The sequence below is a fragment of the Micromonospora sp. CNZ280 genome, from assembly GCF_011759515.1.
In genome coordinates this window covers 426,026-450,926 of the sequence record NZ_JAAOYP010000002.1, presented here as the reverse complement: position 1 = coordinate 450,926, position 24,901 = coordinate 426,026, and the positions used below count along the sequence as shown (strand labels likewise).

The 24,901-nt window shown below is 75.2% G+C and carries 20 protein-coding genes and 1 pseudogene; 5 read left to right on the top strand and 16 right to left on the bottom strand.

The genetic code is table 11. The annotated features are described in order from the left end of the window. Positions 1-40: 40 nt before the first annotated feature. The gene (locus FHX32_RS17110) at positions 41-1,759 is read left to right on the top strand and encodes a carbamoyltransferase N-terminal domain-containing protein (RefSeq protein WP_167183827.1); all 1,719 of its coding nucleotides are present in this window, start codon (positions 41-43) and stop codon (positions 1,757-1,759) included. A 136-nt stretch (positions 1,760-1,895) separates the two neighbouring features. On the opposite strand, the gene FHX32_RS17105 is transcribed toward FHX32_RS17110, so the two are convergent. Genes FHX32_RS17105 through FHX32_RS17080 form a run of 6 tightly spaced genes read right to left on the bottom strand, consistent with a single transcriptional unit; the run spans position 1,896 to position 9,048 of the window. After that, positions 1,896-4,184 carry a CoA transferase gene (locus tag FHX32_RS17105; protein WP_167183824.1) on the bottom strand — a complete coding sequence of 763 codons (2,289 nt, stop codon included), beginning with the start codon at positions 4,182-4,184 and terminating at the stop codon, positions 1,896-1,898. Further along, a complete protein-coding gene (locus FHX32_RS17100) occupies positions 4,181-5,155 on the bottom strand; it encodes a hypothetical protein (RefSeq protein WP_167183821.1) in 975 nt (324 codons plus the stop codon). Before FHX32_RS17100 ends, FHX32_RS17105 begins: the two co-directional genes overlap by 4 nt. Then, complete coding sequence (locus FHX32_RS17095) at positions 5,133-6,203, bottom strand: phosphotransferase (protein ID WP_167183818.1); 1,071 nt, start codon at positions 6,201-6,203, stop codon at positions 5,133-5,135. The genes FHX32_RS17100 and FHX32_RS17095 overlap by 23 nt, the downstream gene beginning before the upstream one ends. Then, complete coding sequence (locus FHX32_RS17090; RefSeq protein WP_167186050.1) at positions 6,200-6,829, bottom strand: 4'-phosphopantetheinyl transferase superfamily protein; 630 nt, start codon at positions 6,827-6,829, stop codon at positions 6,200-6,202. Before FHX32_RS17090 ends, FHX32_RS17095 begins: the two co-directional genes overlap by 4 nt. Positions 6,830-6,833: 4 nt before the next feature. Continuing rightward, positions 6,834-7,880, bottom strand: coding sequence for an acyl-CoA dehydrogenase family protein (locus FHX32_RS17085; RefSeq protein ID WP_167183815.1), 1,047 nt, complete (start codon positions 7,878-7,880; stop codon positions 6,834-6,836). A gap of 13 nt (positions 7,881-7,893) precedes the next feature. Further along, positions 7,894-9,048, bottom strand: a complete 1,155-nt coding sequence (locus FHX32_RS17080) for an acyl-CoA dehydrogenase family protein (RefSeq protein ID WP_167183812.1) — start codon at positions 9,046-9,048, stop codon at positions 7,894-7,896. Between the two features lie 38 nt (positions 9,049-9,086). Here FHX32_RS17080 and FHX32_RS17075 point away from each other — a divergent pair, with 38 nt between their 5' ends. Continuing rightward, entirely contained in the window at positions 9,087-9,842 is a 756-nt protein-coding gene (locus FHX32_RS17075; RefSeq protein ID WP_486481234.1) for a class II aldolase/adducin family protein, read from the top strand. Positions 9,843-9,844: 2 nt separating this feature from the next. Then, positions 9,845-11,413: an AMP-binding protein gene (locus FHX32_RS17070; RefSeq protein ID WP_167183806.1), complete on the top strand. Its 1,569-nt coding sequence runs from the start codon at positions 9,845-9,847 to the stop codon at positions 11,411-11,413. Positions 11,414-11,557: 144 nt separating this feature from the next. On the opposite strand, the pseudogene FHX32_RS17065 reads toward FHX32_RS17070, so the two are convergent. The 6 genes and pseudogenes from FHX32_RS17065 to FHX32_RS17040 all read right to left on the bottom strand — a co-directional run. Beyond that, positions 11,558-11,762, bottom strand: a pseudogene (locus FHX32_RS17065) (AMP-binding protein); the annotation flags it as partial. A gap of 134 nt (positions 11,763-11,896) precedes the next feature. Next, positions 11,897-12,469 (bottom strand): GNAT family N-acetyltransferase, encoded by a 573-nt coding sequence (locus FHX32_RS17060; RefSeq protein ID WP_167183804.1) that lies wholly within the window; start codon positions 12,467-12,469, stop codon positions 11,897-11,899. Between the two features lies 1 nt (position 12,470). Beyond that, positions 12,471-14,501, bottom strand: a complete 2,031-nt coding sequence (locus FHX32_RS17055) for a penicillin acylase family protein (protein WP_167186047.1) — start codon at positions 14,499-14,501, stop codon at positions 12,471-12,473. Positions 14,502-14,598: 97 nt separating this feature from the next. Continuing rightward, entirely contained in the window at positions 14,599-15,378 is a 780-nt protein-coding gene (locus FHX32_RS17050; RefSeq protein WP_167186044.1) for an ABC transporter ATP-binding protein, read from the bottom strand. 59 nt (positions 15,379-15,437) lie between these two features. Next, entirely contained in the window at positions 15,438-16,466 is a 1,029-nt protein-coding gene (locus FHX32_RS17045) for an iron chelate uptake ABC transporter family permease subunit (protein WP_167183802.1), read from the bottom strand. Further along, on the bottom strand, positions 16,463-17,467 hold the full coding sequence (locus tag FHX32_RS17040; RefSeq protein ID WP_486481146.1) for a FecCD family ABC transporter permease: 1,005 nt from the start codon (positions 17,465-17,467) through the stop codon (positions 16,463-16,465). Before FHX32_RS17040 ends, FHX32_RS17045 begins: the two co-directional genes overlap by 4 nt. A gap of 156 nt (positions 17,468-17,623) precedes the next feature. Here FHX32_RS17040 and FHX32_RS17035 point away from each other — a divergent pair, with 156 nt between their 5' ends. Next, on the top strand, positions 17,624-18,655 hold the full coding sequence (locus tag FHX32_RS17035; protein ID WP_167183800.1) for an ABC transporter substrate-binding protein: 1,032 nt from the start codon (positions 17,624-17,626) through the stop codon (positions 18,653-18,655). A 117-nt stretch (positions 18,656-18,772) separates the two neighbouring features. Here FHX32_RS17035 and FHX32_RS17030 read toward each other — a convergent pair whose 3' ends face one another. The 4 genes from FHX32_RS17030 to FHX32_RS17015 all read right to left on the bottom strand — a co-directional run bounded on the left by FHX32_RS17030 (position 18,773) and on the right by FHX32_RS17015 (position 23,392). Next, positions 18,773-19,285, bottom strand: a complete 513-nt coding sequence (locus tag FHX32_RS17030) for a GNAT family N-acetyltransferase (protein WP_167183798.1) — start codon at positions 19,283-19,285, stop codon at positions 18,773-18,775. A 167-nt stretch (positions 19,286-19,452) separates the two neighbouring features. Then, entirely contained in the window at positions 19,453-20,100 is a 648-nt protein-coding gene (locus FHX32_RS17025; RefSeq protein WP_167183796.1) for a C39 family peptidase, read from the bottom strand. Positions 20,101-20,717: 617 nt separating this feature from the next. Then, a complete protein-coding gene (locus FHX32_RS17020) occupies positions 20,718-21,725 on the bottom strand; it encodes an aminoglycoside phosphotransferase family protein (RefSeq protein WP_167183794.1) in 1,008 nt (335 codons plus the stop codon). A 107-nt stretch (positions 21,726-21,832) separates the two neighbouring features. Further along, positions 21,833-23,392 (bottom strand): NAD(P)/FAD-dependent oxidoreductase, encoded by a 1,560-nt coding sequence (locus FHX32_RS17015; protein WP_167183792.1) that lies wholly within the window; start codon positions 23,390-23,392, stop codon positions 21,833-21,835. Between the two features lie 151 nt (positions 23,393-23,543). On the opposite strand from FHX32_RS17015, the gene FHX32_RS17010 reads away from it, so the two are divergent. After that, the gene (locus FHX32_RS17010; RefSeq protein ID WP_486481145.1) at positions 23,544-24,818 is read left to right on the top strand and encodes a hypothetical protein; all 1,275 of its coding nucleotides are present in this window, start codon (positions 23,544-23,546) and stop codon (positions 24,816-24,818) included. Positions 24,819-24,901 lie beyond the last annotated feature (83 nt).

The window sequence follows — 24,901 nt, the reverse complement described above, 5'->3', positions numbered from 1 at the left end:
CCCAGGTCGCCGCCGACCGGTCGCGCCGGGAGGAGAAGCGATGTCTGCACCCCTGATCTGCGGGCTCAAGATGACCCACGACGGCGGCTTCGCGATCGTGGAGGGCGACCGCCTGCTGCTCTCGGTCGAGGCGGAGAAGCTGGAGAACCGGGAACGGCACGCGACCTTCAACCGCTCCGCCGACATCGCCGCGCGGCTGCGCGACGCCGGGATCTCCCCGGCCGACCTGACCAGTGTGGTCATCGACGGCTGGGCCCGGGGCCGGGAGAACGAGAGCTGGGTCGAGGTGATCGACGACGCCGGCATCGCCCGGCCGGTCGAGGTGGCCGGCTACGACGACGCGCCGGCGGACTCACCCCGGCTGCTCGACGGCCGGGTCGGCAGCAGCCCGCTCTTCGGCCCGGCGCGGACCCGGTTCCGCAGCTTCAGCCACGCCACCGACCACGCCTTCGCCAGCTACTGCACCAGCGACTTCGCCGCCCGGGACGAGCCGGCGCTGATGCTGGTCTGGGACGGCGGGATGGCGCCGAACCTCTACCACTACGACCCCCGGCGGCGGGCGGTGCGCGCGTACGGTCCGGTGGCGGAGGTGTCCGGCGGCATCTACCCGATCTTCGCGTCGCACTTCGGCCCGTTCCGGGTCGACCACTCGCGACGGCTCGCGTCCAACCCCGGCCCGGGCATGGAGGCGCTGCTCCCGGTCTCCGGCAAGGCGATGGCGTACGCCTCGCTCGACCCGCCGTCGGAGGAGGCCGTCAAGCTGATGGAGGGTGTCACGGCGGCGATGCTGCCGATCGACCGGGCCATCAAGTCGTACGGGTGGAGCCGGCGGGTGCAGCAGGAGGCCGCCGCCCTGGGGCTCTCCGACGCCGCGCTGCTCGCCTCCTTCCAGGAACACCTGTTCCGGGTGCTCGTCGACGGGCTCAAGCAGAAGCTCGCCGAGCTGCCCGAGCTGGACGGCCTGCCGATCTGCCTCTCCGGCGGCTGCGCCCTGAACATCAAGTGGAACGCCGGGCTGCGGGCCAGCGGCCTCTTCGCCGATGTCTGGGTGCCGCCGTTCCCCAACGACGCGGGCTCGGCGATCGGCGCGGCGTGCGTGGAGATGATCCGCAGCACCGGGCGGTCCGCGCTGCGCTGGTCGGTCTTCGCCGGCCCGCCGGTGACGCCGACCCGGCGGACGCCGGCCGGCTGGTCCAGCCGCCCCTGCGAGATCGAGGAGCTGGCCAAGCTGCTGGAGGAGCAGGGCGAGCCGGTGGTCGTGGTGCACGGGCCGGCCGAGCTCGGCCCCCGGGCGCTCGGGCACCGCAGCATCATCGCCCCGGCCACCAGTGCGGCCATGAAGGACCGGCTCAACGCCATGAAGGGGCGGGAGTGGTACCGGCCGGTCGCCCCGATCTGCCTCCAGGACCGGGCGCCGGAGGTGTTCAGCCCCGGCACCCGGGATCCGTACATGCTCTTCGACCACTCCGTCCGTCCGGAGTGGAAGGATCGGATCCCGGCGGTGGTGCACCTCGACGGCAGCGCCCGGTTGCAGACCGTGGACGCCGACAACCCGACGATGCACCGGCTGCTGACCGCGTACGAGCGGCTCACCGGCGTCCCGGTGCTCTGCAACACCAGCGCCAACTTCAAGGGCTCGGGCTTCTTTCCGGACGCGGCCTCCGTGATGCGCTGGGGCCAGGCCCGCTACGTCTGGTCCGAGGGCGTGCTGCACTGGACCGACGCGGCGCCCGCCGACGCCATTCCCACCGCCGGCTGAGCCGCGTCCGTCCCCGCCGCCCTCCCACCCCCGGAGGGCGGCGGCGCGCGCGACACCTCCCGGCCGCACGGGACCGGGCGTCCCCCGCGCCGTGCGGATTCCCGCTCCGGCCCGATCACCGCCCCGCACGGTGCGGTCAGCGGCGGCCGGCGGCGCTGGTCGAGCGGCGGCGTGGCTGGCGCGGGCGGGTGCCGACCGCCCCGGCCTCGCGCAGCGCCCGGATCCGCCCGGCGGCGTAGCCGAGCCACTCGGCGAGCACCTCGTCGGTGTGCTGGTCGAACAGGGGAGCGGGCCGGGCCGGCGGCAGCGGATCGCCGGCCAGCCGCACCGGCGGGGTGAGGTACGCCCGCCGCCCGGCGACCGGGTGGTCGACCTCCTCCACCAGCCCGGCGGCGCGCAGCGTGCCGTCGGCGTACCGCCGGCGCAGGTCGGCCACCGCCTCGGCGGCGACCCCCTCGGCGCGCAACCGGGCCAGCACCTCGGCGGTGGTCGACCCGGCGGCCCAGCGGGCCACCGTCTCCGGCGTCGCGGTCGAGCCGGGCCGCCGGTCGACGAACGCGACGTGCCCGTCCAGGGTGGCGACGACGCCCGAGCTGGGGACACCCGGCTCGGCGTCGCCGAGCCGCGTCGGGTTCCGGCCCTCCCGGGAGGCGAGCACCAGGCCCTCGCCGAGCTGCAACCAGAGCGTCTCCTGCTGGGACAGGTCGAGCCAGTCACCCCGCCCGTGCCGGGCGCGACCGGCCAGCGCGGCCAGCACCGCGACCACCCCGTGCGCCCCGGCCACCGCGTCCGGGTAGTAGACCGGGCTGACCGTTGCCGGCTCGGCCGGCGATCCGTACCGGGCGGCGAACCCGCCCATCCCCTCGGTGAGCATCCCGTAGCCGGCCATCGACCGGTACGGCCCGGTCGCCCCCAGCGCCGGCATGGTGACCACCACCAGGCCGCGCTCGACCTGCCGGCGTACGTCCTCGGCCACGCCGCGCTTGACCAGCACGTCGTGGGTCATGTTCACCACCAGCACGTCGGCGACCGCGACCAGGTCCCGGAAGACGTCGGCGCCGGCCGGGGTGGCCAGGTCCACCGAGATCCCGCGCTTGCCCCGGTTCAGGCTGTTGAACTGGGCGGAGGCGTCCCAGGTGCACTCCTGCGGGTCCGCCCCGTCGGGCACCGGCACGCCGAGTTCGTGCCACCGGTGCCGGGTCCGCCAGCCGTCCGGGCGACTGCCCACCTCGACCCGCACCACGTCCGCGCCGAGCGTGCCGAGGAACCGGCCGGTGAGCGGTCCCGCCCAGGCCAGCGTCAGCTCCAGCACGCGCAGCCCGGCCAGCTCCGGTGGCCGGGGCGGTGCCGCCGGGCGCGGGTGCTCGGGGCGGAACCAGCCGGCGTCCCCGCCCGGTCCGGCGAGCCGGACCGGCACCCCCTCGGGCAGCAGCGGGCTGCGCCACGGGCGGGCCGCCACCCGGCCGCCGGTCGCCCCGGTCAGCGGGGCGAGGAAGCCCCGCTCGGCCAGGTGCGGGTCGGTCAGCGCGTCCCGGGCGGTGAGCACCATCGCCGCCGCCCAACCGGCGTCCAGCGCCGCCCGGAAGATCTCCGCCCGGGTGCGCGCGGCGTACCAGGGGCGCAGCTCGGCGGCGAGCAGGTGCCGGTTGCGCCACCGGTGCGCCCAGACGAACCGCTCGTCGTACGGCAGGTCGGGTCGGCCGTAGACGGCGCACTGCCGCAGCCAGTCCTCCGCCCGTACGGTGCCCGGGATCACCTGCCCGTCCGCGCAGGCGAACACCCCGGACGGGAAGGTGCGGGCCAGGTGCCCCGCGTTGCGGCGGGCCTCGTCGGGGTCCTCCGGACGGCCAGAGCTGGCGGTGTAGAGCAGCCCGGCGCCCTGCGCCTCGAACGCGGTCAGCAGCGCCCCCAGCCAGCTGACCCGGGCCCAGGCCGCCCCGCGGGCCAGCCCGGCCAGCGCGGCCGCCGCCGCGTACGCCCCGGCCAGGTATTGCGACTGCCAGCCGGGGAACCGGTGCGGCACCCCGTCGTCGTCCACGCTCACCGCCAGCAGCCCGGACGCCGCCTGCACCAGCAGCTCCTCGTCGGTGGCCAGCCCGGAGGCCACGGTGACCACCAGCGGCCCGTCCACCGCCGGCCCGTCCACCGGCAGGGTGCCGTCGTCCAGCACCACGTCCGCCCAGCCCAGCGCCGCCGGCAGCACCTCCCGGCCGACCAGCCGCTTGCCGGCGTTCAGGTGCACGAAGACCGGGCTCGGCGAGTGCTGCGGCCCACCGTCGACCGGCAGTCCGCGCGCCGGGTCGCCGCCGGGCGGCTCCGCCTTCACCACGGTGGCGCCGAGCATGGCCAGCAGCCGGCCGGCGTACGGGCCGGCCACCCCGGTGGCCAGCTCCAGCACCCGCAGCCCGTGCAGCGGCCCGGTCACCGGGCGCCGCCCGGAAAGAAGTGGTGGTGGTCCGAGCCGGTGATCTCGTAGATCGCGGTGCCCCGGCGGCCGTCGTCGGTGACCACCGCGAGGTGGTGCTGCCCGCCCCCGCGCCGGCCGTAGCGGGCGTTCCACTCCCCGCTGCCGGTCACCCCGACTCGTCGGCCGTCGGCCAGATCGAACTCCACCCGGCCCGCCAGGCCGTGCACCGCCGCGCCGGCCCGCCCGTACCCGACCGGCCGGCCGTCGACCCCGGTCCAGTGCAACCGGTGCCGGAAGCCGGTGACCGGCACCGGCTCCCCGTCGCCGACCGGGGCCCAGCAGCCGGCGCAGTAGGCCCGGCCACCGTCCGGCCGCTCCCAGCACCAGACGCCGAGCATCCCGTCGCCGAGCTGCACGGCCAGCCACATCCACAGCGGCACCCGGGCGTGGTCCCGCACCCCCCAGGAGTGGTCGCGCTGCCCCCACCACCGCCGGACCGGCCGGTGCTCGCCGTCGACGGAGTACCAGCCGTCGAACCAGCCGGACTGGAACAGGTGCCGCTGGTCCCACACCAGCCGGTCGTCGACCGACATCGACCCGCGGGGCAGCAGGTACGGCCGGGTGCGCGCGGTCCAGGTCAGGTCGAAGCCGACCGGCGCCTCGCCCTCCGCCACCGCCAGCCGGATCCGCCGGTACGGCGCGAGCACGTCCACCCGGGCCGGACCGACGGCGGTGGTGCGGGGGTCGTCGCCGTACCGGCGGGTGAACCGGGCGAACCGTAACCGCCCGTCGATCCGGCTCAGCTGCAGGCAGTCGAACCCGTCCCGGGTCGGCTGGCTGGTCAGGTTGAGGATCAGCACGTCGCCGGGGTGGTCCGGCCGGTGCGCCACGAAGTAGCAGCTCTCCTGCCAGTACGCGGGCGGGTCGGCGGGCGGCGGCCCGAACGCCTCGTCGGGCAGTGCCTGCTCACCGGTGCTGGTCGAGGACATCGAACGCCTCCAGATCCGTCACGTGGGCCGCGTGCCGCTCGGCCAGCGACATGAACATGGCGTCGCTGGCCGGGTCCGCGGCGACGAGCATCGCGCCGACCACCGTCATGTGGACCCCGGCGAGCGCGCCCAGCCGCCACGCGCGGCGGCACTCCGCCTCGGCCCAGCGCACCCCGGCCGCGGCCAGTGCGCGCCGGTAGTGCCGCAGCAGCTCCTCCTCGTGGTCCCGCCGGACGTCCTCCGGCAGCGCGCCGCCGACCAGGTACGCCGCGTCGCTCGGGCCGGGGCCGAGCGCCACCGTCTGCCAGTCCACGACGGTCAGCGGCGCGCTGCCCGGGCCGTCGTCGAAGAGCAGGTTGTCCAGCCGGAAGTCGCCGTGCAGCAGGGTGTACGGCGGCTGCTGCGCGGCGGCCCAGCGGCGTACCCGGGTGCCGAACCCGGCTACCACCGCCCGGGCCCGGGGCGACAGTCGCGTCCCGAACCGGGCCAGGAACCCCTCGGCGGTCACCCGGTACGCCGCTGCCCGGCGCCGGCCGGTCGCCGGGCCGGGCACCGGCAACCACTCCTGGCCGCAGAGCCCGGCACCGCCCCAGAACCGGGCCTGCAGCCGGGCCAGCTCACCCAGCGCCAGCGCGACGTCGTCCGCGGTGGCGCCGCGTACCTGGTCGCGGGGGCGGGCCGGGGCGGCGTCGGCGAGCAGCAGCACGAACTCGCCGGTCCCCGGTGCCGCCTCGGCGAGGTGGCAGCGTGGCACCCGGATCGGTACGGCCGGCGCCAGCCGGCGGTAGAAGAGCAGTTCCCGGCGGTACGCGTCGCTGTCGGTGCCGGTGCGCCGGGTGCGCTCGTCGGCGGCGGCGAACTTGCCGATCACCGTGTCCGGCCCGGCGCCGGCCGGTGACCAGCGCAGCCGCAGCCGGACGCAGCGGGCCAGCTTCCCGCCGCCGACCGGCGCGCGCTCCACAGCGGTCACCCGCGCGCCGGCCGCTGCCGTCGCGCGCAGGGCGCCGGTCAGCCAGGTCGGGGTCACCTGCTCCGGCGCGGGGATCACGCCGGCACCGCGGCAGCGGTGAGCACCAGCCCGTCGCCGATCCGGAACCGGCCGGTGATCCCGCGCAGGCAGTCGGGCGCCGGCACCAGCAGTTCCACGGTGAAGGTGCCGGCCGGGTCGAGGCGGACCAGGGCGTCGCGGAAGCCGAGCCAGCGCCCGGTGACCGGCTGCCAGACCTTGTAGACGCTCTCCTTGGCCGAGAAGAGGACCGTGTCGAGGGCCGCGCCCGGCGGCTGCCCGCGCAACCAGCGCCGCTCGGCCGGCAGCAGGATCCGCTCGGCGACCCGGGGCGGCAGCGGCCGGTGCGGCTCGGCGTCGACGCCGACGGCGAGCAGGTCGGCGCGGCGGGCCACGGCCGCGCCCCGGTAGCCGCGGCAGTGGGTGATGCTCCCGACGAAGCCGGCCGGCCAGCGGGGCGCGCGGTCGGCACCGCCCGGGATGGCCACCGGCGGCACGCCGAACCGGGCCAGCGCCCGCCGCGCGCAGGCCCGTCCGGTGAGGAACTCGCCGCGCCGGCCCGCGCCGGCCCGGGCCACCTCGTCGGCCTCCTCGGCCAGGGGTACGGCGGCCGGGTCGTCGTCGGGCCGCTCGGCGACCCGCACGGCGGCCGGCAGCAACTCGCCCAGCACGTCAGCTCCCGAGCAGCGCCCGGGCCAGGTCGGCCCGGTGCCGGGTCGACGGCGCGTCGAAGGCGCGATTCCAGAGCGCCCGCCGGTACCACCGGTGCACCGGGTGCTCCCAGGTCATCCCGATCCCGCCGAGCACCTGGATGGCGTGCTCGCAGCCGCGTACCGCCGCGTCGCGGGCGGCGACCACGGCGGCGGCGACCGCCTCGTCGACGGTCCCGTCCGGCCGCCCGTCGGCCCGCCCGGCCAGCCAGGCGGCCCGGTAGACCAGCGAGTGCGCCAGCTCGACGGCCACGTAGCTGTCGGCGACGCGGAAGCTGACTCCCTGGAACGCCCCGATCGGCCGCCCGAACTGGGTGCGGGTCCGGGCGTGCGCGACGGCCAGGTCGTACGCCCGGCGGGCCACCCCCAGCGCCTCGGCCGCCAGCAGGGTGTACGCCCGCCAGCGCAGCCGGCGCAGCGTCACCGGGGTGCCGGCGACGTCGGCGACCGGCTCGGCCGGGGTGTCCGCGCAGCGCAGGTCCGCCGGGCGGCGCAGCCCGTCCAGCCCGGCGCGGTCGACCACGGTCACCCCGACCGCGTCCCGGCGGACCCGGAACAGCGCCACGCCCTCGGCGGTGCCGGCGGTGAGCAGCACCTCGGTGACCGCGGCCAGGTCGGGGACGAGCCGCTTCACCCCCGACACCCGCCAGCCGCCCGGGCCGGTGACCGCGCGCACCGCGCTGGACCGGTGCGCGGCGTCCAGCGTCGCGCAGTCGTCGTCGTGGCAGGCGACGGTGGCCGGCGCGGTGCCGGGCAGCGCCGCGCTCAGCGTGCTCCACCACGGCACCGGGTGCAGCGCGTAGCCGGACTCGTCGGCCAGCACCGCCTGCTCCACCAGGCCGAGGTCGGCGTCCCGCCAGCCCAGGCGGACCAGCGGCGCCCAGCCGTCGGGGTCGTGCCCGGCGCCGTCGGCGAGCGCGGCCACCCGATCCGGCGGGTAGCGCTCGGCGAGGTACCCGCGGGTCACCTCCCGCAGGTGCCGCTGCTGCTCGGTGAAGCCGAACTCCATCCCGCCCCCCTCGTCAGCGCCAGCGCGGCAGGCCGGCGACCCGCTCGGCGATGAGCCCGCGCAGGATCTCCGAGGTGCCGCCCTCGATGGTGTTGCCCCGGCTGCGCAGCAGCTGCCCCTGCCAGTAGCCGGCCCAGTACGCGTCCGCGCCGTCCAGCGCCGCGCGCTCGCCGAGCAGCCGGACCGCCAGGTCGCAGACCCGCTGGTGGACGTGCGACCAGTGCAGCTTCAGCACCGCGCTCTCCGGGCCCGGCTCGCCGGTGCGCTGCAACCCGGTCAGCGCCCGGTAGCCGGTCCAGCGCAGGGCCTGCACCTCGACGTGCAGTTGGGCCACCTCGTCGCGGACCAGCGGGTCGTCGGCGTGGCCGGTGGCCCGAACGGTGGCCAGCAACCGGTCGAACTGGACGCTGAGCCGGGCGTTCAGGGTGATGCCGAAGGTGCCGCGTTCGTGGGCGAGCGTGGTCATCGCCACCGCCCACCCCGCGTCGACCTCGCCGATCACGCAGTCGTCGCCGACCCGCACCCCGGCCAGCAGGATCTGGCCGAACTCCGCCGCGCCGTTGATCTGCCGCAGCGGCCGTACCGTCACCCCGGGCGCCCGCATGTCGAGCAGGAAGCAGGTGAGGCCCCGGTGCCGCGGCCCGTCCGGCCCGGTGCGGGCCAGCAGCAGGCAGTGGTCGGCCAGCGGGGCGTACGAGGACCAGAGCTTCTCCCCGTCGACCACGAACCCGCCCGGCATCCGACGCGCTGCGGTACGCACGGCGGCGAGGTCGGAGCCCGCCTCCGGCTCGGAGAAGCCCTGGCAGAACACGTGGTCGCCGGCGAGGATCGCGGCCAGGTGGCGCTCCTGCTGCGCCGGGGTGCCGTACCGGATCAGGGTCGGGCCGACCATGTTCAGGCCGATCACGTTGAGCTGGTCGGGGGCGCCGGCCAGGGCGCACTCCTCGGCGAAGATGCCCTGGTGGACGGGGGAGAGGCCGCGCCCGCCGTAGGCCACCGGCCAGGTGAGGCCGGCGTAGCCGGCGGCGTGCACCTGCTTGGTCCAGTCCCGCAGGGCGGCCGGGTCGCCGGGCGCACCGTCGGGCGCCGGCGCGGGTAGCCGTTCGCTCAGCCAGGCCCGCAGCCCGGCGCGGAACGCGGCCTGCTCGGTGCTGTCGTTCAGGTCCACGAGCGACACCGTAGCCACGCGTCGTGGCACCGGCTACCGTGCGCGACATGAACGCTCCGCGCACCGAGCGGTCGCCCGAGGAGGAGCGGCAGCACCGCAAGCGGCAGCTCGCCGCGACCCTGCGGATCTTCGCCCGGCTCGGCTTCGACGAGGGCGCCGGCGGGCACGTAACCGCGCGCGACCCGATCCGGCCCGACCACTTCTGGATCAACCGGTTCGGCCAGCACTTCGGTCACGTGCGGGTCAGCGACCTGCTCCTGGTCGACCACGCCGGGACGGTGGTGGCGGGCACCGGCACCATCAACCCGGCCGGGTACGCCATCCACTCGCAGATCCACCTGGCCCGGCCGGACGTGGTCGCCGCGGCGCACACCCACTCCACGTACGGGCGGGCCTGGTCCACCCTCGGCCGGCCGCTGGACCCGATCACCCAGGACGCCTGCGCGTTCTTCGAGGACCACGAGGTGCACGAGCACTACTCCGGGGTGGTGCTCGACCCGGCCGAGGGTAAGCGGATCGCCGGCACGCTCGGCGACCGCAAGGCGGTGATCCTGCGCAACCACGGCCTGCTCACCGTCGGCGGCAGCGTGGCCGAGGCGGCCTGGTGGTTCGTCTCGATGGACCGCTGCTGCCAGGTGCAGCTGCTGGCGGAGGCGGCCGGCCGGCCGGTGCTGGTCGACCCGGACGACGCCCGGGCCACCCGGGACACCATCGGCACCCCCGCGTTGGGCCGGCTGAACTTCCGGCCGCTCTACGCCGACGTGGTCCGCGCCGAGCCGGACCTGCTGGGCTGACCGTGGCCCGACTCCTCGACGAGCTGGTCCGTGACCGGGCCGGGGAGCCGGCGCTGGCCGACCGGCACCGCCGGCTCGACTGGTGGGCGCTCAACGATCGGGTGAACCGGTGGCTGCGGGTGCTGCGCGGGCGCGGTCTGTCGGCCGGGGACACCGTGGCGGTGGTGGTCGGCAACCGGGTCGAGGTGTTCGAGGCGCTGCTCGCCGGCCTGCACGGCGGCCTGCGGGTGGTCCCGGTGAACTGGCATCTCACCGCGCCGGAGCTGCGCCACATCCTGACCGATTCGGCGAGCCGCGCGGTGCTGGTGGACGCGTCCCGGGCCGGTGTCGTCGCCGCCGCGCTGCGGCCGGACGAGTGCCCGGCCCGGCTGCTCGTCGGCGCCGCCGAGGCACCCGCCGTCGCGTCCGGCTTCACCGCCGTCGAGCCGCTGCTCGCCGCCGCCGACGGGGCGGAACCGGAGGGGCAGGTCTGCGGGTCGGTGATGCTCTACACGTCGGGCACCACCGGGGTGCCGAAGGGCGTGGTCAACGGGGTGTTCCGGCAGGGCGAGCCGCTCGCCGGGGTCGGCCGGCTGCTGGCGTACGCCGGACTGGTGCTGAAGGTGCCGGCCACCGGCCGGGCCCTGCTCGTCGGTCCCTGGTACCACTCGGCGCAGCTGTACTTCGCCCTGCTGCCCCTGTTGCGCGGCTGTGAGCTGCGCATCGAGGAACGGTTCGATCCGGAACGGACGCTGCGCCTCATCGACAGCGAGTCGATCAACCTGTGCCACCTGGTGCCCACCCAGTTCGTCCGCCTGCTCCGGCTGCCGGAGCCGGTCCGCCGCCGCTTCCACGGCGGCAGCCTGCGCCGGGTCTGGCACGGCGGCGGACCGTGCGGGCCGGAGGTGAAACGCCGCATGATCGAGTGGTGGGGCCCGGTGGTGGTGGAGTACTACGCGGCCACCGAGGGCGGCGTGGTGACCCTCATCGAGGCCGAGGAGTGGCTGGCCCGGCCGGGCAGCGTCGGGCGGGCCGTGCCACCGACCCGGATCCTGGTGGTCGGGCCGGACGGCGCGGAACTGCCCCCGGGCCGGGTCGGCCGGATCTTCTTCCGTCGGGGCGCGGCGCACGAGTTCCACTACCACGGCGACCCGGCCAAGACCCGCGAGGCGCACCTGGCGCCGGGCGTCTACACCTACGGCGAACTGGGCCACGTCGACGACGACGGCTACCTCTTCCTCACCGGTCGGCACAGCCAGACCATCGTCTCCGGCGGGGTGAACGTCTACCCGGCCGAGGTGGAGGCGGCCCTGCTGGCCCACGAGGCGGTGCAGGACGTGGCCGTGCTGGGGGTGCCCGACGAGGAGTACGGCGAGCGGGTCTGCGCCCTGGTGCAGCTCGCCGGGGAGGGGCTCGCCGCCGCCGACGCGCCGGCCACGCTGGACCGGCACTGCCGCACCCGGCTGGCCGGGTTCAAGGTGCCCCGGGTGTGGCGGGTGGTCGACCGGCTGCCCCGCGACGAGACCGGCAAGCTGCGCCGCGAGGCGCTGTCCTCGCTCGCGCCGCGCCCGCCGGCGGCCGCGCGCACCTAGCACCCGTGGGCCCGGACGTCGCCCCCGGCGCGGAACGGGCCCGGCTCAGCCGAGCCGGGTCTTCTGCACCTTGCCGAGTGCGTTGCGCGGCAGCGCGTCCACCAGGTGCACCCGGCGCGGTCATTTGTGTACCGACAGCAGCCGCGCCCGGGCGCTCACCGTGATCAGGGTCTCGGTCATCCCGTACCGCTCGACCACCCGGTGCCCGGTGAGCGCACGCAGGCCGTCGAAGACCGCCGCCGGCAGCGCCGCGCTGCCGGAAGACCAGCAACCGGGCCCCGCGCAGGGCGCGGGCGGCGGACGGGTCGGCGCAGACCCGGGACCAGACGGTCGGCACCCCGAACAGCAGGTAGCGGACCGCGACGCCGGCCCGCCCGGACCCGTCAGCCGCTGGCCACGCCACCCGTCCGCAGCCGGCCAGCGACCGCGCGCCCCCGGCCGGATCCCCGCCCGGGCCCGGCCACCGGGCCGGTCCCGCCGCCGTCAATCGGGCGCGTCGGTCCGTTCCAGGAAGAGCAGTTGGGCCCGCTTCTCGGGCAGGTCCACCTGCGGGCCGGCGACGAATCCGGAGCGCAGCAGCCGCCGGATCGCCCGCTCGTTGCGCGCGTCCGGCTCCACCACGATCCGGCGCCGGTCCGGATCGGACAGGACGAAGCGGAGCATCTCCGCGACCACGGTGGCGGTGAACCCGTGCTCGGTCGACGTCGGCGGGCCGAGCAGCAGGTGGATGCCGTAGTCGCCGGGGCGTACGTCGTAGCACTCGCCGACCGGGTCGGCGTACGGGTCGTAGGTCTGCAGCAGCGCGACCGGCACGCCGTCCCGGTGCACCAGGTACGCGTGGTGCGTGCGCAACGAGTCCAGGTACCGGTAGATCTCCGCGACCCGTTCCCGGTCGGCGTCGAGCATCCCCCAGAACCGGGCCCGCTCCTGGCTCACCCAGCCGTGCAGCAGGTCGATGTCGGCGTCCGGGTCGACCGGCCGGATGGTCACCGTCCCGAAATTGGGAACGTCCCGGGCGTACCGGTGCGGATCGGCGACGGGCTGCTCAGCGTTCATCTCACTCCTCGGTGAGCTGGTCCCAGTCGGTGACCACCCGGGCCAGCCGCCCGGCCAGCCAGAGCGGCTGCTGGTCATCGTGGTGCGGGTCGCCGGGCACACCGGCGGCGCCGAGCGGCACCACCCAGCGGCTCTCCTCGCGCCGGGCCAGGTCCCAGACGTACCGGGCGACCGGGGCGCGCAGGCAGGCGTCGGTCACCCCGGGCACGCTGGAGGTGGCCAGCACGCAGTCGTGGTCGCCGGCCAGCTCCGGCCCGGGCGCGGCGTCCGGCCCCGGCAGCGCGCGCCACGGCGCGAGCCGGTGCCGCTCACCCCAGCGGCCGCCGGGGTCGGCGGCGGCCACCTCCTCGGCCGCCGCCCGCACCAGCGCCGGCCGGTCCACTTCGGGCAGTCCGGTCCGCAGCAGCGACTCCAGCGCGTAGCCGACCCGTGGGGTGAGCGCCAGCCAGGGCCGGAACAGCTCCGGGTAGGCCGGCGGGTCGGCCAGCGCGGCCAGCGCGGGGTGGGCCGCGAACCGCCGGACCACCGCGGCGCGCAGCGCGGCGAAGGCGCCGGCGTCGACGCTGTCGGCGTCCATCCGGCGGTCCCAGCGGCGCAGCCGCTCGCGCAGCGCCGCGGCCCGCGGGCTCAGTCCGGTGAGCCCGTCGAGCAGCGCCAGCAGCGGCTCGGCGGAGGCCAGGTAGGTGTCGGTGTGCACCCGGGCCATGTCCCCGACCCGCCAGCCGGTCGACGCGTCGAGCAGCCGGCGGATCCGCTCGGCCCGGTGCGGCGGCGCGAACTCCACCCCGAGCGGCGCGGCCAGGCCGCGCTGGTTCGCCATCACCGCGACGCCGTCGACCTCGGCCCGGGGGAGTGGGGCGTGCCAGCCCTGCCAGGCGTGTGCCGGCTCCCAGGCCGGCACCACCCGCAGCCGGTTGTCCGGGTGCCGCACCGGAACTGCCCCGGCGACCCGATGCAGCAGGCCACCGGCGGTGTCCGCCGCCTGCACGACGTTCACCGGTTCCACCCAGTGGTCGACGGCGGCGTCCACGTCGGCGACGGTACGCGCCCGCAGCAGTGCGGGCAGCGCGGCGAAGCCGAGCTTCCCGGTGACCCGGGGCGGGTAGCGCAGGCTGACCGCCGTCCCGTCGTCCGGGCCGCCGGCGATCACCGGCCCCCGATCGGTCTCCACCACCTCGACCTCGACCGGCGCCGAGCCGGCCACCTCGATCGTCTCCAGGTGCGCCCGGGCCGGCCGCCAGCCGTCCGGCCCGTACGCCTCCACCGCCGTGCCGCGCCGGCGCAGCCGCTCGGCGTACAGGTCCTGGTAGTCGGCCATCGCGTTGGTGATCGCCCAGGCGACCGCGCCGGCGTGCCCGAAGTGGCCAACCCCGGGCACCCCGGGCACGGCGAGTCCCACCACGTCGTACTCCGGGCAGGCGAGCCGGACCTGCTGGTAGCTGCCCGGGTCCTCGACGAAGCGGTGCGGGTCGCCGGCGAGCAGTGCCGCCCCGCTCGCGGTGCGCTCACCGGCCACCAGCCAGCCGTTGCTGCCGGAGGTGGCCGGCCCGTCGGTGTGGAAGAGGGTGATCGCGGCGTCGCCCAGTTGCCGGGCCACGTGCTCGCGCCACAGCTTGCCGGGGAAGCCGGCGAAGAGGATGTGGTGGGTCAGCCAGAGCGCCAGCGGTGTCCACGGCTGCCACCGGCCGGGGGCCAGGCCGGCGGCGGCGAACTCCGGGGCTCGGGCGGCGCCGTCGGCGAGCCCGGCGTTGACCCCGTCCACGTAGTGGCCGACCCAGCCGGCGGTTGCCGGGTCGAGGCCGGCGTGGCAACGCCGGGCGGTGTCGTCCAGCCGGACCCGGCGGGCGAACCGGTCCCACTCCACCGCCTCCGGGCCGAGGAACGCCGCGCTGGTGCCCTGCGACCGGTGCCGCTCCACCTCCAGCTGCCAGGCCCGGTCGACGGCGGCGTTGCGGCCCTGGGCGAAGGCGAGCTCGTCGGCGCTGTCCGCGCGCAGATGCGGCACACCCCAGGCGTCCCGGAAGACCCGGATGCTCATCGCCGGCCCCCGGCACCGGCCGCCCGGCCGAGCGCCCCGCGCCAGGCGGCCGGGCCGCTCACGGTGCCACCGCGCCAGGCGGTGGGGTCGCTCACGGCGACACCGCGCCGGCCCGGCGGCGGGCGGCGGGCACGACCAGCGGGGTGCCGCTCTCCGGGTCCTCGATGACCCGGCAGGGCAGCCGGAACACCTCCTCGACCAGCTCGGCGGTGACCACCTCGGCCGGCGGCCCGGCGGCCACCACCCGCCCGTCGCGCATGGCGATCAGGTGGGTGGCGTACCGGGCCGCGTGGTTCAGGTCGTGCAGCACCGCGACCAGGGTGCGGCCCTGCTCCTCGTGCAGCCGGGCGCAGAGGTCGAGGATCTCGATCTGGTGGGCGATGTCGAGGTACGTGGTCGGCTCGTCCAGCAGCAGCAGCGGCGTCTGCTGGGCCAGCGCCATGGCGATCCAGACCCGCTGCCGCTGCCCGCCGGACAGCTCGTCGACCGCGCGGTCGGCCAGGTCCGCGACGCCGGTGGCGGCCATCGACTCGGTCACGATCCGCTCGTCCTCGCGCGACCACTGGCGCAGCAGCCGCTGGTGCGGGTAGCGGCCGCGGGCGACCAGTTCGGCCACCCCGATGCCGTCCGGCGCGATCGACGACTGGGGCAGCAGCCCGAGGGTGCGGGCCACGCTGCGCGCCGAGCGGCGGTGGATGTCCTCCCCGTCCAGCAGCACCGCCCCGGCGGCCGGCCGCAGCAGCCGGGACAGCGCGCGCAGCAGGGTCGACTTGCCGCAGGCGTTCGGGCCGATGATCACCGTGAAGGACTGGTCCGGCACGGCGACCGTCAGGTCCTGCGCGACGGTGCGCCGCTCGTACGCGAGCGTCATCGCCTCGCCGCTGAGCCGGTGGGGCTGCATGGTCGGTGCTCCGTTCTCGTTCGTGGTCGTCACAGCCGGCCCGCCTTCCGTTCGGTGGCGAGCAGCCAGACCAGGTAGCCGCCGCCGATCACGCCGGTGACCACGCCGACCGGCAGCTGGTGCCCGCTGAACGCCCGCTGCGCCAGCTGGTCGGCGCCGACCAGCAGCGCCGCGCCGACCGCCATCGCGGGCAGCAGGTTCGGCCCCGGCGCCCGGGTCAACCGGCGGGCCAGGTGCGGCGCGGTGAGCGCCACGAACGACACCGGCCCGGTGGCGGCCGCGGCGAGGGAGACCAGCAGCACCGCCGCGCCGAGCAGCAGCAGCCGCACCCGCTCCACCGGTACGCCCAGCGCGCTGGCGGCGTCGTCGCCCAGCTCGATCATCCGCAGCGCGGGCCCGCAGCCGAGGAACACCACCGGCACCAGCACCGCCAGCGCGACCAGCAGCGGCAGCGCGTTGACCCAGCCCCGGCCGTCCAGGCTGCCGGTGAGCCAGAGGACGGCCCGGGCCGCGTCCATCAGCGGCGCCCGGGTCAGCAGGTAGCCGTTGACCCCGGTGAGGATCGCGGTCACCCCGATGCCGACCAGGATCAGCCGGAAGCCGGGCAGGCCGTGCCGCCAGGCGAGGGCGTGCACCAGCACGCCGGTGGCCAGCCCGCCGGCCACCGCGGCCGCGCCGAGCGCCAGGCTGCTGCCGCCGACCACGACCACCAGCAGCGCCCCGGTGGACGCGCCCTGGGTGAAGCCGAGCACGTCCGGGCTGCCCAGCGGGTTGCGTACCAGCGACTGGAAGACCGCGCCGGCCAGAGCCAGGGCGGCGCCGACGCAGATGGCGGTGACCAGCCGGGGCAGGCGCAGCTCGGTGACGATGAAGTCCTCCGCCGGGCTGCCGCCGCCGGCCAGCGTGCGCAGCACGTCGCCGGCGCTCATCGGGTAGTCGCCGCTGCCCAGGGCGAGCACGCCGAGGGCCGCGGTGAGCAGCGCGCAGGCGGCACCGACGACGAACGCGCGCGGGCGCAGGCGCAGCGACACCCCGCCCGGGGTACGCAGGACGATCACGGGTGGGCCACCCTTCCCCGCCGGATCAGCCACAGGAACAGCGGCCCGCCGAGCACGGCGGTCACCATGCCGACCTGGAGTTCGCCGGGGCGGCCCAGCACCCGGCCCAGCACGTCGGCGCCGAGCAGCAGCACCGGCGCGAGCAGCGCGCAGTACGGCAGCAGCCAGCGCAGGTCCGGCCCGGTCAGCGCGCGGACCAGGTGCGGCACCAGCAGCCCGACGAAGACGATCGGACCGCAGGCCGCGGTGGCCGCCCCGCAGAGCAGCGTGATCGCGGCGATCACCACCGCCCGGATCAGCGCCGGCCGGGCGCCCAGCGCCCGCGCCGAGTCGTCGCCGAGGGCCAGAGCGTTGAGCGGGCCGGCCGCGACCAGCGCGACCAGCAGGCCCGCGCCGATGAACGGCAGCACCCGCAGCACCGTCGCGGTCTCGGCGCTGGCCAGCGAGCCGACCGTCCAGAACCGCAGCCGGTCCAGGGACGCCGCGTCGAACAGCATCACCGCGCTGACGTACGAGTAGAGGGTGGCGTTGAGCGCCGCGCCGGCCAGCGCCAGCCGGGCCGGGGTGGCCGCCCGGCCGCCGCCGACCGCGTACACGCCGGCGGTGACCGCGGCGGCGCCGAGCAGCGCGAACCAGACGTACCCGTCGATCGCGGTGACGCCGAGGAAGGCAGCGGCGGTGGCGACCGCCGCGGCGGCGCCGGCGTTGATGCCGAGCAGGCCGGGATCGGCGAGCGGGTTACGGGTCAGCGCCTGCATGACCGCGCCGGCCACTCCGAGGGCGGCGCCGGCGAGCAGGCCGAGCAGCGTACGCGGCAGCCGCATCCGGTGCACGACGGCGTACTCGGCCGAGTCGGGGTCGAGCAGGCCCTGCCACACCTCGGCGAGCGGCAGCTGCTTGGCGCCGACGGCGATGCTGAGCACGGTGACGGCGACGAGCAGCAGCAGGGCGGCGACGAGGCCGGCCGCCCGCAACGCGGCACGGCCGCTCCGGGGCGGCACGGCCGGGGTCGCGGGCAGGACACCGCTGCGTGGGGACTCGATGACGGACAGTGTGAGCTCCGGTTGGGGGACGCCGAACTTGACAGGCGATTAGGTTAGGTTAACCTAACCGGGCTGTCCACGGTCGCCCGCCGACCCTGATCGAAAGACGACCTCATGCCTGATCCCGTGCTCGCCCGTCGACTCTCCCGCCGCGGCCTGCTGGCCGGCGGTGCCGCCACCTTCGCCGCCCTGATCGCCGGCTGCGGAAGCGACGGTGACTCCGCGACTCCGGCGGCCAGCAAGGGTTCGGGTCCCTGGTCGTTCACCGACGACCGTAACGAGAAGGTGAGCGCCGGCAGCCGACCGACCCGCGTGGTGGCCTTCACCGGCACCGCTGCAGCGCTGGTCGATTTCGGACTCGACAAGCAGGTGGTCGGCGTCTTCGGGGAGACGAAGCGAGCGGACGGTACGAAGGACCCGCAGGCCGGGGACCTGAACGTGGAGAGCGTGGAGATCCTCGGCAACGTCTGGGGCGAGTTCAGCGTCGAGAAGTACGCCGCTCTGCGGCCGGAGCTGCTGGTCACCCACATGTACGACCCGGGTGCGCTCTGGTACGTGCCGGAGGAGAGCAAGGACAAGATCCTCCCGCTGGCGCCCAGCGTGGCCGTCACCACCGCCCGGGTGCCGATGACCAAGCCGATCGAGCGGTACGCCCAGCTCGCCGAGTCGCTCGGCGCCGACCTGTCGGCCAGGAAGGTCACCGACGCGAAGGCCCGCTTCGAGGCCGCCGCCGAGTCGGTCCGGCAGGCGGTGAAGACCAACCCGGGCATCAAGGTGATGGCCGCCTCCGGCAGCCCCGACCTGTTCTACGTCTCCAACCCGAAGGTCAGCACCGACCTGATGTACTTCGCCGAACTCGGGGTCGACATCGTGGTGCCGAACAAGCTCGAGACGGGCGACTACTTCGAGGCGCTGAGCTGGGAGAACGCCAACAAGTTCCCGGCCGACCTGATCCTGCTGGACAACCGCAGCACGGCCCTGCAGCCCAAGGACCTCACCGCCAAGCCGACCTGGGCGCAGCTGCCGGCGGTCAAGGCCAACCAGGTCACCCCGTGGGACGCGGTGCCCCGCTTCTCGTACGCGGGCGCCGCGCCGCTGCTGGAGAACCTGGCCAAGGCGATCCTGGCCACCAAGAAGGTCAGCTGACGGCTGCCGCCGTCCGCGACGGGCCCAGCTCCGACCCCACGCCACCCGTTCCGCGTCCCGCGCCGACCTCGGTCGACGCGGGACGCGGGCGGTAGTGGCCGGGACGCGGCTCGACCGTCAAGCGGTGCCCGGGACGACGTCCTCGGGGAACTCCTGGTACATCACGTGCAGGCCGACCCGGCCGAGGCTGGGGTGCCGGAACGCGCCCGGCACCGTGCCGACCACCCCGAAGCCCTCCCGCCGGTACAGCTCGACGGCGGCGGTGTTCGTCGCCACCACCGCGTTGAACTGCATCCCGGCGTAGCCGCGCGAGCGGGCCCAGTCCAGCGTGAACCGGCACAGCGCGGTGCCCACACCCCGGCCGCGCGCCTCCCGCGCCACCATGAAGCTCGCCGTGGCGACGTGCGAGCCCGGCCCCGGGCGGTTGGTGCCCATCTTGGCGGTGCCGAGCACCGCCGCGCCGTCCACCGCGACCACCGTGAGTCCCGGCGGCTGCTCCACCCACATGTCGTACGCCTGGCCGGCGGTCATCGCCGGGTCGTAGGGGAAGGTCTCCTGCGCCCGGATGACCTCGTGGAGGATCGGCCACACCTCGGACCAGTCGGACTGCGTGAACGGCCGGATCTGCACGGCGAGCACCCTAGGGGCCGTTGACCGGGGCTGGCAACGCCTTTCCGCCGGCTCGACCCGGGTTGGGTCTGGGTCTGCTCGGGTCTGGAGACGGCGAAGGGCCGGCCCCCTGGGTTGGGGTCGGCCCTTCGCGTTGCTGCTCGGTGTTCGTTGGTGCTTGTTGGTTGTCAGGCGGTGTAGCCGCGGGTGGCGATCCAGTCGGCGAGGTTGTCGATGTTCATCCGGTAGCTGGCGGTGTTCGGGTTGGCCGAGTCGGCGATGGTCACCGTGTTGCCGCCGTCGCGGTAGCCGACGACGCTGATGTAGTGCCCGCCTTCGAAGGAGTGGGTGCTGCCGTCGGTGTCGGTGGCGGTGCCGGCGATGTTGGCGACCACGGCGCGGCCCTCGTCAACGGCCTTGACGATGTCGGTGCGCAGCTTGTCGGTCTGCTTCTCATCCGCCTTGGAGTCGCGGATCTCGACGCTGCGGTAGACGTCCTTGCCGGTTTCCTTGTTCAGGACGGGGGTGATGTCGTTGATGGAGTTGGTGCCGGCCTCGGTGGTGCCCATCTGCTTGGCCATGGCGTCGACGTCGATGTTCTTGCCCTGCACGGACAGGGCGTTGCGGGCGGCGGCGGGGCCGCAGTAGTAGAAGTTCGGCTGCGCCTCGTAGCGGACGCCGAGTTCCCGCTCACCACTCTGACGGTCGGTGGTGATCGAGGTGGCCGGCTTCTCCGGGGCGGCGAAGACGGCGGTGGCGGGGGCGGCGATGGCGCCGCCGGTGAAGGCGAGGCCAGCAGCGGTCAGAGCGGTCTTCCGCAGGATGTCGGTACGCATGATGATCACAAGCCTTTCGATCCGGGGGATGCACGGCACACCAGGGGGTGCGGTGTGGCCGCGCGTAAGGGAAAGGTCGTGCATAAGGGGGGTGGATCGGCCGGCGGCGCGGGGGGCCTGCTCGGGCGTCCGGGGGTGTAACCATCCGGGCCGGCCCACCATTCCAGCGGGCTCCGGCGGCCGGGCCGCTACCGGCGAGGCCAGCACGCGGGGGGTGTGGCGCGGGTCTGTCATGTTCAACGACCCCGGCCCGCCACCGATTCCGCCGCCAGGGTGGCGCCGACCACCCCACACCGGCACCCAAACCTCGCACCCCGCCCCAACACCGGACACCATGAAACGGACAGACGGCACTTCGCCGGACACCGGTTTCACGGCGGCGGGCACTGGCCTGTGGCGATCGGCGTGTCGTCGGGGCGAGCACCTCACCCTCGGGAGGCTGATACCTCTGAGTCATAAATATGCCGCAGAGGTATCACGGTCGCGTGTGTCCGCTACTCGGGCGCGGTCTCCGCAACCATCGTCCGGTCCGGCCCTGCCCGCCCCGGGCGGGTTCACTCCCGGCCCGTCCGCCCGCTCATCGCAACCGCCTGCCCATCAGGTCGCCACCGTCGAGGTCAGTCGTGGGACAGGGCGGTCAGTTCCTCGTCGAGCAGGCGGGTGAGCCCCGGGTGCCGGTCGGGGTGGCGGTCCGGGGTCATCCCGCGGCTGGGCATCTCGACGATCATCAGCAGGTAGAGGTGCATCCGGTAGAGCCCGAGGCGGCGCCGCACGCCGGCGTCGAAGACCGGCGGCTCGTCCGCTGTGGCGGCGTAGCCGCGGAGGAACGGGTGGTCCGGCTCGTCCTCGGCCCGGCGCAGCAGCAGCGGGGAGACCAGGTCCACCATGGGATCGCCGAAGAGGTAGCGCTCGCCGTCGACCAGCCCGCACATCCGGTACGGGCCGTCGCCCGCCGGCTCGGCGAGCACGTTGCCGTCCCAGCCGTCGTAGTGCACCAGCGCCGGACGGCGTACCTGGTCGAGCAGCCGGCGGTGCCGCCGCACCACGGATCGGATCCGCTGCGCCGGCACGGTTACCCGCCAGTCGACGGCGTCGGCGAGCAGGTCCTCGATCATCGCGGCGAACGCCTCGGCCCACGTCGACCCGCCGGTACGTCCGTCGTCGTAGCCGAAGCGGTCGCCGGTGACCCGGTGCACAGTGGCCAGCGCCGTCCCGAAGGCGTACCGGGCCCGGTCACCGTCCACTCCGGACGTCGCCAGGTCGCTCAGCGACCGGCCGGGCAGCCGGCCGGTGACCAGCCACTCGCCCAGCACCGGATGCACACCGTGGTGCAGCACCGGCGGTACCGGAACCCCCGGTGCGTGCGTCGCCACCAGCCGGAAGTAGCGGGCCTCGGCGGCGGTGAGACCCCGCTCGTAGCGCAGCAGCGGCACGGTGGGCGGCGGGGCCACCTTCAGCACCACCTCGCGGCCGTCGTCGAGCCGGACCCACCAGACGGCGGCGAAGCCGCCCCCGGTCAGCGGGCCGCAGGCCGCCACGCCATGGTCCGGCCCGAACGAGGCGCGAACGTAGTCGGCCACGTCGGTGGGGGAGAGGACACGCTGCGTGGGGCTCGGCCCGCTCATCGCATGCCCGGCCGCGCCATCCGTGTCACCGCGCCAGACTAGTCCGCCGCCACCCTTTCCGTCCGCCCCGCGGACCCGCCCGCCGGGCGCCCGGCGCCGGCGCAGCCTCAGCCGAGGCGTACCTGTGCCGGCCGCTCGGCCGGCGCCTTCCCCGCACGACCGTCCCCGGTGGTGCCGGCGGCCCTGAGCGGCGGGGCCGGCATGATCGGCGCGTCCCGGCCGGTGCCGTGACGGCCGTCGCCGCCCGCGGCCTCCTCGTGGTAGTCCTGCTCGACGTTGACGGACCAGACGTCGTGGCCGGTGCCGCAGGCGATGTTCTCCGCGGTGAGCATGGCGGTCAACATCGAGTGGTCCTGGTTGTTGTACCGGTGCATGCCGTTGCGGCCGACCGGGTGCACGTTGGGCACCTCGCGGGCCAGCCACTCCCGGATCACGTCGACGTTGTGCTGGTAGCGTTCGTCGTAGACCGGGTACGCCTTCGGCATCCGCACCACGTACCCGGCCTCGACGACGCCCGGCCGGACCAGGCCCAGCCGCTCCAGCTCGGCGGTCGCGGCGGCGATCAGGTCGGCGTCGGGCGTACGCCAGGTCTCGTCGTCCTCGAAGACGAAGTACTCCAGCCCGAGGCAGGTGCGGCCGTCCTTGACCAGGTGCGGCGACCAGGACCCGAAGTTCTGGATCCGGCCCACCTTCACCGCCGGGTCGTGCACGTAGATCCAGTTGTCCGGGAACGAGAATTCCGCCGGCACCACCAGCGCGACGGTGAGGAAGTCCCGGTAGCGCAGGTCGGCCGCGGCGGCCAGCACCTCCGGCGGGGCGGCCGGGCGCAGCGCGGCGACCAGCTCGGAGATCGGCATCGAGGAGATGACGTGCTCGGCCGGCTCGGTACGCTGCCCGCCCGCGCCGTTGACCGTCACGGCGACCGCCCGGCGGTGCTCGGGGTCGCGGTGCACAGCGGTCACCCAGGTCCCGGTGTCCACCCGGCCACCCCGGCGGCGCACCTCCTCGGCGCAGCGCTCCCACATCATGCCGGGCCCCAGCTTCGGGTACTGGAACTCCTCGATCAGGCTGGTCACGTCCTTGCGGTTGCGCCTGGGCAGCACGGCGTTGCGGACCGCCTTGGCCAGCGACAGGTTCTTGATCCGCTGGGCGGCCCAGTCGGCCTGCAACTGGTCGGCCGGCATGCCCCAGACCTTCTCCGTGTACGTCTTGAAGAAGATCGAGTAGAGCCGCCAGCCGAACCGGGCCGAGACCCACCCCTCGAAGTGCGACTGGTCCTTCGGCGGGCGCAACCGGGCCCGGGCGTACGAGCCCATGCAGAACGCGGCCTCGCGCAGCCCGAGGTTGCGCAGCGCGTTGGTGGCGTTGAGCGGGTAGTCGTAGAGCGCGCCGCGGTAGTAGATCCGGCTCATCCTGGGGCGGAGCAGGAAGTCCTCGTCGGGCAGGATCTCGTGCCAGAACTCCTCGACCCGGGGCACCTTGGTGAAGAACCGGTGCCCGCCGATGTCGAACCGCCAGCCGTCCCGCTCGACGGTGCGGCTGATCCCGCCGACCACCTCGTCGGCCTCGAACACCCGTACCAGGGCGCCCCGCCGGAGCAGTTCGTACGCCGCGGTCAGTCCCGCCGGTCCGGCGCCGATGACCACCGTGCCGTGCTCGTCAGCCATACCCTGCCACTTTCTGCCGTTGTGGACGCGCCGGCTTACCCGGCCTGGCGGCGATGTCACCCCCGGATTCCGTGCGCCGGCCGGCGTGTCAACGGCCGCGGAACGGGGATGTGGCACCGTTCGTGGCCGGGTGGCCGGATCCGGGAGAGGCATGGTCGACAGGGGGCGGGCCGACGCGGCCGAGCGCGGCGCGCTCACCGGCCGTGCCCGGCAGGTGGCGGCCTGGGCGCGGCGGGCGGTCGCCCGGGTGGCGGCCTGGGCGCGGCGGGCGGTCGCCCGGGTGCCGGCCCCCTGGCCGTACGTGGTGGCGGTCTTCGTCGGTACGAAGGTGGTGCTCAGCCTCTTCGGGGTGCTCGCGTTGAGCGCCTTCGACGGGGTGCCCTGGGCGCCGCCGCCGGACGAGACGACGATGCGCGACCAGCAGCGGGCGGTCTCCGGTCACCGGTGGCTCTCGCTCTGGTTCGCCTGGGACACGTTCCTCTACGACCACCTGGCCCGGCTGCCGCTGGACGAGCCGTGGCGCGACTTCGGCTTCCCGCTGCTCTACCCGTTCCTGGCCCGGCCGCTGGCTCCGCTGCTGGGCGGGGACACCGCGCTGGCCCTGCTGGTGGTCGCCAACGTGGCGTTCCTGCTGATGCTGTACTACGCGTACCGGCTGGGGGAGCGGCTGCTCGGCGACGACCCGGCGGCCCGCCGGTTCGTTCGCTACCTGGTGCTGCTGCCGGCGGCGTTCCTGTTCCAGGCGGCGTTGACCGAGTCGCTCTTCCTCTGCCTGGCGCTGGCCGCGTTCCACTACGCGGAGCGGCGGCAGTGGCTGGTGGTCGGCGTGGTCGGGTTCTTCCTGGCGCTGAGCCGCTCGGTCGGGTTCTTCGTCGTCCTCCCGTTGGCCCTGGTGCTGCTGCGGCAGGGCGACTACCGGTTCGGGCCGCGGGCGCTGTGGGGGTACGTCCGCACCGGCTGGCCGCTGCTGCTGGTGCCCGCCGGCTGGCTGACCTTCATGGCCTTCTGTTACTGGCAGAGCGGGGACTGGTTCGCCTACAAGCACACCCAGGAGAAGGGCTGGGGGATCAGCGTGCAGAACCCGTTGCGGGTGATCTGGCACGGCCTGACCGACGCGCCGGCGCGGGACGCGCTGCGGGTGTGGATCGCGGTGGCGGTGCTGGTCGTCCTGCTCGCGGCCGCCCGCCGGATCGGCCTGCCGTACCTCGTCTACGGGCTGATCATGGTGCTGGTCCCGCTGTCGATGGGCCCGCCGGTGTACAAGAGCCTGCTGCGCTACCTGCTCGCCGCGTTTCCGGTCGGCCTGGCCCTGGCCCGGTGGGCCCGGCACGCCACCCTCGACGTCTGGCTGACCGCCGCGCTCGCCCTGCTGCAGGGCGCGCTCTTCGTCATCTGGCTCGCCTACTGGACCCACTTCATCATCTGACCGCCCGGAATCCGGCGCGCCCCGAAGCGCCGCCGTCTTCACCTGGCCAGCGCCGCTCACTATGATCCGTTGAAAGTGATTGC

Bases quoted from the DNA above. Each gene is read 5' to 3' on its own strand.
- FHX32_RS17010 (WP_486481145.1), top strand. From the start codon at position 23,544: ATGGTCGACAGGGGGCGGGCCGACGCGGCCGAGCGCGGCGCGCTCACC.
- FHX32_RS17020 (WP_167183794.1), bottom strand. From the start codon at position 21,725: ATGAGCGGGCCGAGCCCCACGCAGCGTGTCCTCTCCCCCACCGACGTG.
- FHX32_RS17015 (WP_167183792.1), bottom strand. From the start codon at position 23,392: ATGGCTGACGAGCACGGCACGGTGGTCATCGGCGCCGGACCGGCGGGA.
- FHX32_RS17035 (WP_167183800.1), top strand. From the start codon at position 17,624: ATGCCTGATCCCGTGCTCGCCCGTCGACTCTCCCGCCGCGGCCTGCTG.
- FHX32_RS17050 (WP_167186044.1), bottom strand. From the start codon at position 15,378: ATGACGCTCGCGTACGAGCGGCGCACCGTCGCGCAGGACCTGACGGTC.
- FHX32_RS17060 (WP_167183804.1), bottom strand. From the start codon at position 12,469: ATGAACGCTGAGCAGCCCGTCGCCGATCCGCACCGGTACGCCCGGGAC.
- FHX32_RS17100 (WP_167183821.1), bottom strand. From the start codon at position 5,155: ATGTCCTCGACCAGCACCGGTGAGCAGGCACTGCCCGACGAGGCGTTC.
- FHX32_RS17110 (WP_167183827.1), top strand. From the start codon at position 41: ATGTCTGCACCCCTGATCTGCGGGCTCAAGATGACCCACGACGGCGGC.
- FHX32_RS17025 (WP_167183796.1), bottom strand. From the start codon at position 20,100: ATGCGTACCGACATCCTGCGGAAGACCGCTCTGACCGCTGCTGGCCTC.
- FHX32_RS17085 (WP_167183815.1), bottom strand. From the start codon at position 7,880: ATGGAGTTCGGCTTCACCGAGCAGCAGCGGCACCTGCGGGAGGTGACC.